The 11,879-nt window shown below is 74.9% G+C and carries 8 protein-coding genes; 5 read left to right on the top strand and 3 right to left on the bottom strand.

Features of this window, described 5'->3' with window-relative positions:
• The first annotated feature begins 126 nt into the window (after window positions 1-126).
• The 5 genes from ACH4TP_RS25335 (at window position 127) to ACH4TP_RS25315 (ending at window position 7,957) form a co-directional block, all read left to right on the top strand.
• On the top strand, window positions 127-873 hold the full coding sequence (locus ACH4TP_RS25335; RefSeq protein WP_398182451.1) for an IclR family transcriptional regulator: 747 nt from the start codon (window positions 127-129) through the stop codon (window positions 871-873).
• Window positions 874-973: 100 nt separating this feature from the next.
• Entirely contained in the window at window positions 974-1,303 is a 330-nt protein-coding gene (locus ACH4TP_RS25330) for a putative quinol monooxygenase (RefSeq protein ID WP_389226324.1), read from the top strand.
• A gap of 96 nt (window positions 1,304-1,399) precedes the next feature.
• A complete protein-coding gene (locus ACH4TP_RS25325; RefSeq protein ID WP_398182455.1) occupies window positions 1,400-2,434 on the top strand; it encodes a LacI family DNA-binding transcriptional regulator in 1,035 nt (344 codons plus the stop codon).
• A 145-nt stretch (window positions 2,435-2,579) separates the two neighbouring features.
• Window positions 2,580-7,061 (top strand): aminotransferase class I/II-fold pyridoxal phosphate-dependent enzyme, encoded by a 4,482-nt coding sequence (locus ACH4TP_RS25320; protein WP_398439228.1) that lies wholly within the window; start codon window positions 2,580-2,582, stop codon window positions 7,059-7,061.
• Window positions 7,061-7,957, top strand: a complete 897-nt coding sequence (locus tag ACH4TP_RS25315; RefSeq protein WP_398439227.1) for a class I SAM-dependent methyltransferase — start codon at window positions 7,061-7,063, stop codon at window positions 7,955-7,957. Before ACH4TP_RS25320 ends, ACH4TP_RS25315 begins: the two co-directional genes overlap by 1 nt.
• Here ACH4TP_RS25315 and ACH4TP_RS25310 read toward each other — a convergent pair.
• The 3 genes from ACH4TP_RS25310 to ACH4TP_RS25300 form a co-directional block, all read right to left on the bottom strand.
• Entirely contained in the window at window positions 7,933-9,027 is a 1,095-nt protein-coding gene (locus ACH4TP_RS25310; protein WP_398182464.1) for a glycosyltransferase family 4 protein, read from the bottom strand. The two genes, ACH4TP_RS25315 and ACH4TP_RS25310, sit on opposite strands and share 25 nt — an antisense overlap.
• Before the next feature lie 72 nt (window positions 9,028-9,099).
• Window positions 9,100-9,972 carry a PIG-L deacetylase family protein gene (locus tag ACH4TP_RS25305; protein ID WP_398439226.1) on the bottom strand — a complete coding sequence of 291 codons (873 nt, stop codon included), beginning with the start codon at window positions 9,970-9,972 and terminating at the stop codon, window positions 9,100-9,102.
• Window positions 9,954-11,801 carry a glycosyltransferase family 4 protein gene (locus ACH4TP_RS25300; protein ID WP_398439225.1) on the bottom strand — a complete coding sequence of 616 codons (1,848 nt, stop codon included), beginning with the start codon at window positions 11,799-11,801 and terminating at the stop codon, window positions 9,954-9,956. The genes ACH4TP_RS25305 and ACH4TP_RS25300 overlap by 19 nt, the downstream gene beginning before the upstream one ends.
• Window positions 11,802-11,879 lie beyond the last annotated feature (78 nt).

The following is an 11,879-nucleotide window of genomic DNA, read 5'->3' as shown; positions in this document are numbered from 1 at the left end:
GTGCGGGTTCAGGCTCGTAAGCCTCTGGCGCCGGCAGGGCGCGGGTCCGTTGTGCCCACCCGTTCCGCCCCAGCGGAACGATTGCCCACAACGGGGGGGCGGCGGCGGGACGCATAAGCTGGAGCGATGGCTGTCACACCCGGCCCCCAGTCCGTCGACCGGGCCCTCGCCGTTCTCGACGTCGTCGCCGACGCGGACCGACCCGTCGGGGCGAAGGCGCTGGCGAGGAGGCTCGGCTGTGCGCTCTCGACCGTGTATCACGTGACCGGGCCCCTGCTGGCCCGCGGCTATCTGGTCCGTACCGCCGAGGGGTACGCGCCCGGACCCCGCGTCCCGGCCCTGCACCGCTCCCACCAGCGGCACCACGGGCTCGGTGCGGGAACCGGCGAGCTCCTCGGGCGGCTGCGGCGGGCCACGGGGGCGGAGGCGTACCACACCGCGTACCGCGACGGCCTGATCACCGTCGTCGACACCACGGCCCCCGTCACCGACACCGGCCACCCCTTCACCCCGGGTCCCGAGGTCCGCGCCCACGCGACCGCCCACGGCAAGGCTCTGCTCGCCGCGCTGCCGCGCCCGCTGCGCCGCCGGTACCTGGCGGAGCACGGTATGGCCCGCTTCACCGAGCGGACCATCACCAGCGCCGAACGCTTCGAGGCCGAGGTGGACCGGGTGCGCGGCCAGGGCTTCGCCGTCTCGGTGGGGGAGGCCGACCTCGCGTACACCTGTCTCGCCGTCGCCCTGCCCGAGCGCGGCGACGGCATCGTGCACGCCCTGTCCGTCTCCCTGCCCACCGCCGACTTCGCCCGGCGCCAGGGCGAGATCCGAGCCGCGCTGACCCGCGCGGCACCGGAGTTCCCGGCGGTGCCGTGACGGCGTACGGGGGACCGGGGCCCACCCCCCTTTCCGGCCCTGCCGGAATCCCGAACCGTCCCGTTCGACCCGTCGCCCCCCGCCACCCCAAGGTGGACGCATGATCTTCATCGCCGTCCGCTTCACCGTCCGTCCCGACCAGGCCGACCGCTGGCTCGACCTGGTCGACGAGTTCACCCGTGCCACCCGCGCGGAGTCCGGGAACCTGTTCTTCGACTGGTCCCGGAGCGTCGACGACCCGAACGTCTTCGTTCTTCTGGAGGCCTTCGCCGACGCCGAGGCGGGTGCCGTCCACGTCGCCTCTCCGCACTTCGCGGCCGGCCTGGAGGCCATGGCCGGGGCCATCGCCGCCACTCCCGAGATCATCAACGTCGAGGTCCCGCAGCAGGGCTGGGGTGCCATGGCCGAGCTCGCTCCGACCGGCGTCTGAGAGAGCCTGTCACGGGCCCCGGGGCCGCCCCGCCACGACTGGTAGGTTCGCCTGCACACGCAGGCGGGGCGGCGCGCCCGAGGGGAGATGCGGCACATGGCGGTGAGCGGACGGCAGAACGGCAGGCCCACCCTTGAGGAGGTCGCGGCCCTGGCGGGAGTCGGCCGCGGCACGGTCTCCCGGGTGATCAACGGCTCTCCGAAGGTGAGCGAGCAGGCCAAGGCCGCCGTCGAACGGGCCGTCGCGGAACTCGGCTACGTACCCAACCGGGCCGCCCGCGCCCTCGCCGGCAGTCGCACCGACGCCGTGGCCCTGGTGATCCCGGAGACCGAGGCGCGCCTCTTCGCGGAGCCGTACTTCCTCGACATCATCCGCGGCGTCAGCGCCGAACTCGCCGACGCCGACAAGCAGTTGCTGCTCACCCTCATCCGCAGCGAGCAGGAGCGGCAGCGTTTCGAGCAGTACCTCGCCGCCCAGCGCGTCGACGGCGTCCTCCTCGTCTCCGTGCACGGCGACGACCCGCTGCCCGACCAGGTCCGCGCCCTCGGCCTGCCCGCCGTCCTCAACGGCCGCCGCACCGAGGCCGAGCGCGTCGCCTTCGTCGACTCCGACAACACCGGCGCCGGGCGGGCGGCCGTCGCCCACCTCGCGGCGCGCGGCCGGAGCCGCATCGCCACCGTCACCGGCCCCCTCGACATGTACGTGGCCCGCTGCCGCCTCGACGGATACCGCCAGGGCCTCGCGGAGGCCGGGCTCGCCCCCGACGAGGCGCTCGTCGCCCACGGAGACTTCACCGAGGAGGGCGGCCGGCGCGCCATGCGGGAGCTCCTGGACCGCAGGCCCGGCCTGGACGCCGTCTTCGCCGCCTCGGACGTGATGGCGGCCGGCGCGCGGAGCGTCCTGCGGGAGGCCGGCCGCCGGGTCCCCGAGGACGTGGCCCTCGTCGGCGTCGACGACTCCGCCGTCGCCCGGCACATGGACCCGCCGCTGACGAGCGTGCGCCAGCCCATCGAGGAGATGGGCCGCACCATGGCCCGCCTGCTCCTCCAGGAGATCGCCTCGCCCGGCGGCCCTGACGAGCGGTCCCGCCGGATCCTGCCCACCGAACTCGTGGTCCGCGCCTCCTCCTGACGGCCCGCCGTCCCGGCCGGCCCGGACCCCGCCCGGCCGAGATGCAGCCGTCCCGGGCGCCCCGGAGAATGGACCCGTACGGGGTCCGTACCCGCGACCAGGGCGCTTCCGACGGCGTCCGACCCGGCATAGGGGGCGGTCGACGATGCCGCTGCGCCAGCTCGACCGGCCGCCCGTCGCGCCCGGGACACTGCGCCGCTGGACCCTCGTGTACCTCGTGACCGTGACCCTGCTGACCGTCGCGTACCTGAACATCCCCTCCCGCCACACCACCCTGTGGGCGCTCATCGGGCTCAGCGGCGTCGCCGCCATCCTCGTGGGCGTCCGGCTGCACCGGCCCGCCAAGCGCTGGCCCTGGCTGGTGCTCGCCGCGGCCAACCTCACCTTCGTGAGCGGCGACACCGCCTACAACGCCCTGGAGTCCTTCTTCGGCGAGACCAGACCCTTCCCGTCCGTCGCCGACGCCCTGTACCTGGCCACCTACCCGCTGTTCGCCGTCGGCCTCTTCGGGTTCATCCGCTACCGGGTGGTCGGCCGCGACCTCGGCGTCCTCCTCGACGCGCTGATCCTCACCTCCGGCCTCGCGCTGCTCGGCTGGGTCAACCTGATCACCCCGCTCGCCAGGAGCGAGGGCATGAGCTGGACCGAGAAGGCCATCTCCATGGCCTATCCCCTCGGCGACGTCCTGATGCTCGCGATGCTCGCCCGGCTGCTCGTGCCCGGCGGCCTGCGCTCCCGGTCCGTCCAGCTCCTCGCCCTGGGCACCTGCGGCATCCTGACCTCCGACGTCGTCTACGGCATCCTCCAGCTCAAGGGCACCTGGATGGTCGGCACCCCCTGGGACCTGGGCTGGGTCGTCTTCTTCACCGCCTGGGGCCTCGCGGCCCTCCACCCCTCCATGACCGGCCTCACCGAACCGGTCCCCGAACCGGCCTCCGGCACCGCCGAGCGCCGGCTCGCGCTGCTCGCCGGCGCCTCCCTCGTCGCCCCCGCCCTGCTGCTCATCCAGTCGCTGCGGCACGACCAGAACAAGGACATCGCCGTCATCGCGATCTTCTCGGCGCTCATGTTCCTCCTGGTCCTCGCCCGGCTCTGGGGCATGATGAACGACCACGGCAAGGCCGAGGCGCGCGAGCGCAGCCTCCGGGTCGCCGCCGCCTCCCTCGTCGCCGCCCTCAGCCCCCGCGAGGTCGCCGGCGCGGTCGAGACGGCCTCGGCCACCCTCTTCGGCGCGGGCACCGCCCACCACGTCCTCCTCCTCACCCGGGACCGCCGGGGCGGCCTCAACGCCGTGGCCACCCCGGAGCACCCCTGGAGCGTCCGTACCGACGAACTGGTCGGGCCGCCCGGCACGGCCTGGCCCGAGCACGTCGCCGACGGCACCCGGATGCTCCCCGTGACCCGGCTCGCCCCCGCCCTCGCCGCCGAGGTCACGCCCGCGACCCACGTCCTGCTCTGCCCCCTGGAGCTCCAGACCCCGGCGGGACGCGAACCGCTGCTCGGCGTGCTGCTCCTCGCGGGCCCCGAGAAGAAGCTCGCGGAGATCATGGGATCGGCCCAGTCCCTGGCCTCCCAGGCGGCCCTGGCCCTCGAACGCTTCGGGCTGAGCGAGGAGGTCAACCGCCGCACCAGCGAGGCCTACTTCCGCACCCTCGTGCACAACACCTCGGACGTCATCCTGATCGTCGACGACGACGACACCGTCCGGTACGCCAGCCCCTCCGCCGAGTCCATGTTCGGCCGCCCCCTGCTCCCCGGCACCCCGCTCACCGAGGTCCTCGCCCCCGCCGACACGGCGGGCGCCCTGCGCGTCCTCGCCGACGCGCGCGGCCACGGCTCCGCCGACGCCCGGGAGGACTGGAAGCTGCTCCACGGGGGCTCCGGCGAACTGGAGGTCGAGGTCCGCTGCAGCAACCTGCGCGACGAGCGGACCGTCCACGGCCTCGTCCTCACCCTCCGCGACGTCACCGAGCAGCGGAAACTGGAACGGGAGCTGACCCACCGGGCCTTCCACGACTCCCTCACCGGGCTCCCCAACCGCGTCCTGCTCCTCGAACGCATCGAGCGGGCGCTGCTCCGCGGCCGCCGCGAGTCCACCCTGACCTGCATGCTCTTCGTCGACCTCGACGACTTCAAGGTCGTCAACGACACCATGGGGCACTCGGTGGGCGACGAACTCCTCGTCGCCGTCGCCCGCCGGCTCACCTCGGTCCTGCGGCTCACCGACACCGCCGCCCGGCTCGGCGGCGACGAGTTCGCCGTCCTCATCGAGGGCGCCCGCGAACCCCGGGACGCCGAGACCCTCGCGGCCGAGATCGTGCACACCCTCAGCCAGCCCTTCCACCTCACCGACGGCGCCGTCTCCGTGTCGACCAGCGTCGGCATCGCCACCGTCCTCGACAGCGCCCACGCCGAGGAGCTCCTCGGCCACGCCGACCTCGCCCTGTACGCGGCGAAGGCCGCCGGCAAGAAACGCTGGCGGCTCTTCCACCCCGAGCTTCACTCCCGGCTGGTCGCCCGCCACGAACTCCAGGCGGGCATGGACACGGCCATCGCCGACCACGCCTTCGCCCTGCGCTACCAGCCGATCGTCGAGGTCGACGGCGGCACCCCGGCCGGTCTCGAAGCGCTCATCCGCTGGCCGCACGCCCGGCGCGGCATGGTGCCGCCCGACCAGTTCATCACCCTCGCCGAGGAGAGCGGCCACATCATGCCGCTGGGCGCCTGGGTCCTCGAACACGCGGCGCTCGACATCGCCCGCTGGCAGCGCGCCCACCCCCGCCGCAGCCCCCTGCGCGCCAATGTGAACGTCTCGGCGCGGCAGTTCCGCGACCCCGGCTTCCTCGACGAGGTGCGGCGCGCCCTCCACTCCTCCGGACTCGCGCCCGGCTCGCTCGTCCTGGAGCTCACCGAGACCGTCCTCATGCGCAAGGACACCCAGATCCGGAACACGATGGCCGCCCTCAAGGACCTGGACATCGCCATCGCCATCGACGACTTCGGCACCGGGTTCTCCTCGCTCAGCTACCTCCGCGAGTTCCCCATCGACGTCCTCAAGGTCGACAAGTCGTTCATCGACGACATCACCACCGACCCGCAGCAGGTGGCGCTCGTGGAGGGCATCGTGCGCATCGCCGACGTCCTCGGCCTCCAGGTCGTCGCCGAGGGCATCGAGCACGAGGAGCAGCGGGCGCTGCTCGCCGACATGGGCTGCCGGTACGGGCAGGGCTACCTCTTCGCCCGCCCCATGACCGCCCACCAGGCCGAGTCCTATCTGCACCGCTCCTCTCCCGCGGGCGCCGGGCCCGCAGGCCGTCCCGCCGGTCGTCCCGTCGTCCGGCCCGCCCCGGCCGTCGCCACCACCCGGCCCCCGCGCGAGGCCCGCTGGCGCGACCTGGAACACCTCCAGCGGACCAGCCTCATGTGCGACGCCGTCATCGACGAGATCGACGGCCGCCGCATCCGGGTCGGCGACGACTGGCTCGTCGACTTCGCCTCCTGCAACTACCTCGGCCTCGACCTGGAGCCCGAGGTCATCGAGGCCATCGAGCCCGAGGTACGGCGCTGGGGCACCCATCCCAGCTGGTCCCGGCTCCTCGGCAGCCCCCGGCTCTACCCCCGCATCGAGGAGCGGCTCACCGAACTCCTCGGCGCCCCCGACACCCTGCTGCTGCCCACCATCACCCTCATCCACCAGTCGGTGATCCCCCTCCTCGCCGGCAGCGGCCAGGTCTTCGTCGAGGCGCAGGCCCACCGCACCGTGTACGACGGCTGCGTCGGCGCCCGGGGGCAGGGCGCCGAGATCCACCGCTTCCACGCCGACCGGCCGGACGAACTGTCGGCGCTGCTGCGCGGCGCGCCCGCCGACGCCGGCCGGCTCGTCTGCATGGACGGCGTCAACAGCATGACCGGCAACTATCCCGACCTGCCCGTGATCGCCCGGATCTGCCGGGAGAACGACGCCCTGCTGTACGTCGACGACGCCCACGGCTTCGGCGTCATCGGGGAGCGCCGCGCCGACGAGACCAGCCCGTACGGCGCGCGCGGCAACAGCATCGTCCGCCACCTCGGCGAGACCTACGAGAACCTGGTCCTGGTCGGCGGCTTCTCCAAGGCCTTCTCCTCGCTCCTCGCCTTCCTCGCGGTGCCGCGCTGGCTGAAGGACCACCTCAAGGTGGCGGCGTCCCCGTACCTGTACTCGGGGCCCTCGCCGACCGCCTCGCTCGCCACCGCCCTCGCCGGACTCGACGTCAACGAGGAGCGCGGGGACGAGATCAGGGCCCGTCTGTACGGCATGACGGCCCGCGTCCTCGCCCATGTGCGGGGCCTGGGCATCGCCACCCCCAACACGGACGGCCTGCCGATCGTCGAGATCCCCCTCGGCGACGCCGACGACCTCGACGCCGTGGCCGCCTTCCTGTGGGAGCACGGCATCTACGTGACGCTCGCGTCCTACCCGCTGGTGCCGCGCGACCGGGTGGGCTTCCGCATCCAGATCACCGCCGCCAACACCGACGAGGAGATCGACCAGCTGTGCGCCGCCCTGACGGAACTCGTCGCGCGCTTCCCCCTCCAGTCCACCGCCTCCGTCCGCCCCGTCACCGCCGGCCGACCCGCGGAGGAGTGATGGACCGGCCCCCGCCGGACCCGCCGGAGCCGGGCCCCTCGGAGACGGCACGGCCCGAGACGGCTCGCTCCGAGACGGTCCGGCCTGAGACGGCTGAGACGGCACGGTCACCGGAGACGGCCCGGCCGCGTCGCAACCGGGACGCCGACTGGGACGCCTGGCCGGTCGACGCCTACCTCGCCGAGAACTACCGCACCCTCCACCCGTACGACATCGGCGTCATCCACCACCACGCGGGCGTCTACCGGAGCTTCGCCCCCGGCAGCCTCGCCCGCACCCTCGAACTGGGCGCGGGCCCCAACCTCTACCCGCTGATGCTGGCGGGCGCCGCCGCCCGCCGCGTCGACGCCCTCGAACCCAGTGCCGCCGGCGTCCGCTATCTGCGCGGACAGCTCACCCACGGCGTCGATGACAGCTGGCTGCCCTTCTACCGCCTCTGCCGCTCCCTCGACCCCGCCCTCCCGGAAAGCTGCGCCGAGGCGCTCCGCCGGGTCCGCGTCGTCCGGGGCACCGCCGGCGACCTGCGCCCCGGCACCTACGACCTCGCCTCCATGAACTTCGTCGCCGAGAGCGTCACCGAGGACTTCGAGGAGTTCACCGAGGTCTGCGACGTCTTCGTCCACGCGGTCGCCCCCGGCGGCCGGCTCCTCGCCGCCTTCATGGAGGGCATGCCGAGCTACCGCATCGGCACCGGCCCCGTCTGGCCCGCCTGCCCGGTCGACGAGGCCGCGCTGCGGGCCGTCTTCGCGCCCCGCACCACCGGCCTGCGGATCGTCCGGCTGGAGAAGGACCACACCCTGCCCGAGTACGGGGACACCGGCATGCTGCTGCTCACGGCGGAACGGCCGGGTCCCGCCGGAACCCCCGCGCCTCAGGGCGACAGCAGCTCCCGGTAGAGCGCCGCGTACCGGGCCGCGAAGCGTTCGGGGCCGAAGTGGTCCTCGACCAGGACCCGCCCCCGCTCGGCGAGCATGTCCCAGGAACGCGGCTGGTCGAGCAGCCACGCCAGCTGCTGCCCGGTGCGGCGCGCGTCGCCCGCGGGGGCCCGCAGCACGGCGTGGCCGAAGTCGGCGAACTGCGGGAGGTCGCTGAGGATCGCGGGCCGCCCCGAGGCCAGCGCCTGGAGCACGGTGAGCGGGATGTCCGCGTGGCCGAGCACGGCCGGCGGGAACAGCAGCACATGGGCGGAGGCCAGCAGCGCGTGCATGTCCCCGACGTGGCCGCGCACCTCGAAGTCGGTGAGCCCCGCCGCCCCGGCCCGCTCCCGCAGCGCCTCGGCCAGCCCCGCGGCGTCCTGCCCCGGCCGTGTGCGCATGGCGAGCACCAGCCGGAACCTGGCCCCCTCCCGTTGGGCCTCCGCCGCGGCGTCGATCGCGGTCTCCGCCCCGCCGCCCGGATCGTGGTACCCCGTGAAGAGGACCGCGGGCAGTCCCCGCGGACGCGGCAGGTACGGCCACTCGTCCGGCCCGATCATGGGCGGGACGACCCGTACGTCCCCGAAGCCGGCGGACCTCAGCCGGCGGGCCATCGACTCCGACAGGGCGACCGTCATCCCCAGCGGCCGGGCGTGCGCCAGGCGGCGGGGGTCCGGCACTCCGGCCACGGTGTGCAGGACCGGCCGCCCGCCGAGCAGCAGCGGGCGCAGCCGGGAGAAGAGCGGGAAGCCGCGGCCGACCGTGAGGAAGGCATGGACCAGGGCGACCCGGCGGGCGAACACGGCCCCGGCGAGCACGGACTGCACCCGTCCGGGGCCGAGCGGACCCCCGCCCCCGGAAAGGACGCGCACGGGCCGTCCGTGCTCCGGCGGGGGCCGCTCCCGGCCGGGCCGCCGGGAGAACCAGACGAAGTCCACCTCGGGCAGGGCGCCGAGGACGTCCGAGGCGAGCCGGACGGCACAGCCCCCGGTCCCGTCCAGCGGACCGCCGGTCAGGAGCAGGACACGGGGCCGCCGCTCATCCCCGGCCATCGGGCACCCCTGTGGCCCCCGGTCCCGGCACGGGGACCGCGGGTCCGGCCGCGGCGGAGCCGCCCGGGACGCTCACGACACGCCTTCGGCGGTGCGGGCCCGCCTGCCCGGCAGGCGGCGGCCGGCCGGGGTGGCGTTCGTGGTCCCGGCCTCGGGCAGCAGGTACACCTCGGGCACGCGCGGGATGCGGCCTCCGGGGAACAGGGCGTCGGCCTGCGTCCGGTAGCCCCGGATCAGTTCGGCCTTCCGGTCGAGGTCCCGATCCCAGGCGCGGGCCACGAGCCGGTGGCTGCCGGCGAACCCGTCGTCGTCGGCGGCGGCCTGGTTGTACGGGAAGTCGCTGTAGTACACGATCCGGCGGCCGCTCCGCTCGGCGGCGGTGCGGACCAGGACGTGGTCGGCGTGCCCGCCCACCCCCAGGGGCGCGAGCACCAGGCCGCCGGAGCGGGCGGGCAGCAGCGCGTCGACGGTCTCCCCGACGGCGCGCTGCGTCCCGGTGTCGTACGCGGACACCCGGCCCCGGGACAGGTGCCCCCGGTACGTCGGGTACACATGGTCCAGTTCGGGCAGCAGCCGGGACAGCCGCTCCCCGCCCCGACGGGCCCGCGGCAGCCGCCGGAACATCCCGTCGACCAGGCCGACGTGGCGCCAGTCGACGTCGAGCAGTGCGAGGACCCGCCGGTCCTCCTCGCGCCGGTCGGCGAAGAGCTCCTCCGCGTCCCGGGCCCGGGTCTGCCTCAGGTACTGCCGGGCGGAGAGGGTGTACGGCGGGGGCGCGGCCTCCGTGAACAGGGTGGCGACCGTCACCGGCGCCCGCCGTCCCGCCCAGCCGAGCAGGGCGCCGCAGGACAGGACGGCGTCGCCCAGGTGCGGGGAGAGCACGATGATCGGGACGCCGGAGCCGAGGACCGTCCGGACGAAGCTGGTCAGTGGGTCGTCTGCCATGACGCACCCCTCTTCCTCGGCCGCCGCGCGGCGGCGGGTGAGTCCACGAGCCGGTGGGCCAGGGCCAGATAGCGGCCCGTCATCTCGTCCCACGTGTAGTGCTGTGCCGCGATCCCGGAGCGGTGGCCGAGGCCGCGGCGGAGCTCCGTGTCCGTGGCCAGCTCCGTCATCCGCGCGCCGAACGCCGCCACGTCGAACGGCGGCACGGCCACGTCCCCGCCGTCGTGCATCCAGCGCAGCGCCGGCAGGTCGAAGTGGAGGACGGGCTTGCCGTACGACATGCCTTCCAGGGCCACCAGACCGAAGGTCTCGTGCCGGGACGGCAGCACCAGGAAGGCGCTGTCGCGCAGCAGCTGGCGCCGGCGGTCCTCACCGTCGCACCTCACCCAGTGGATCCGGGGCTCGGGGCCGCGGGCGTGCGCGGTGACGAGCGCGGCGAGCCGGTGTTCCTCGGCCGGGGTGCCGCTGCCCGCGAGCAGCAGGTCGAGCGGGGGACGGGCCCGGTCGTAGGCGTCGAGGAGCAGGTCCAGGCCCTTGGTCCAGGTGTCGATCCGTCCGAGGAAGAGGATGAACCGGCCGGCCCCGGGCCGGGTCTCGTCGAGCTGCCGCTGCTCGACCCCGTGGGGGATGACCTGGACGTCGGCCCGGGGGCTGAGCCGGCGGACCGCCGGACCGTCCGCCGTGTTCCTCACCACGATGTGCCGGTAGCAGCGCAGGCCCAGCCGTTCCACCAGGGAGAACGGGAGGCGGTGCCGCCCCGGGGCCTCGGTGCCGAGTCCCTGGTGGACGCCGACGACGGGGGCGGTCGTCGCCAGGGGCAGGAAGCCCGTCGAGAACGGTGGGGTGAAGCTCTCCAGCCACAGGTCGTGCCGGATCCGGCGGGCCACGAACGGCAGGAGCGCGAGGAACAGCAGCGGCCCGGCGCGCGGCCCCGCCCGGCCCACCGGGAGCCGCACGTAGTGGACGCCGTCCCGGTCCTCGGTGCCGCCGCGCCGGCCGGCGGTCACGACGGTCACCCGGAAGTCCTCGGCGAGCCGCCGGGCCACCCTGTCGGCCGCCGGCACCCCGCCGCCCCGGCAGGCGGGGTCGTCGGCGTCCTCGTAGACCGACACCACCACGTGCCGCCGCTTCCCGGCCGCCGTGCCGCGCTCCGGCACGGCGGCCGCCCGTTCCCGCTCCCGTATCTCGTCGAGGATCCGTTCCAGTGCCCCGCCCGCGACCAGGGACGGAGCCCGCTCGTCGTCGAGGCGCGCGATGCCCGACAGACGCTGTGACCAGTTGCGGTAGCGGGCCCGTCCGGTGGTCTCCTCCCGGCCGCGGCCCCGAGGCGTGTCGGTGCCGGTGCCGAGGAGGAGCGTCAGGCCGTAGAGGCGGTCGACCAGCCGGAAGGCGGACGCGGCGCCCGAGGAGGTCGGCGGGTCGAAGGCCACCAGGCCGTCCAGCGGGCCGCGGTCCGTCATGACCACGGCCTGTCCGCCGCGCGTCCGGGGCCGTCCTCGCGCCCGCGTGCGCGCGAGGAGCGTGGCGGCCGTGAGCCGGGCCGCGAGCTCGCCCGCGTGGAGGAGCGCGTGGGCACGGCGCAGCCGGGAACCCTGGCGCTGGGGGTCCGTGGCGCGCCGTGCCCACTCGCCCCCACCCGGTTCGCCCGCGTCCCTCACCCGGGGCGGAACCGGGAACCCCCGGCACAGGAGGCAGCCGTGGCCGTGGACGGTGACGACGGTGACACCGCGCTCGCCGAGCAGCGACGTGAGCCTGCGCACCAGCCAGGACCCGTCCGCCCCGTCCGCTCCGTCCGGGCCGGACACCGCGACGAGGAGGGGGGCGGTCATCGCGCCTCGCCTCCCCGGCGCAGGGCGCGCGGGGCGGGGCGCGCGGTCGGGCGGGGGATCAGGGCGTGCGCGAGGGCA

This window comes from Streptomyces sp. NPDC021012 (assembly GCF_044333355.1).
Classification (GTDB): domain Bacteria; phylum Actinomycetota; class Actinomycetes; order Streptomycetales; family Streptomycetaceae; genus Streptomyces.
This window is presented reverse-complemented; position numbering and strand designations above follow the sequence as displayed.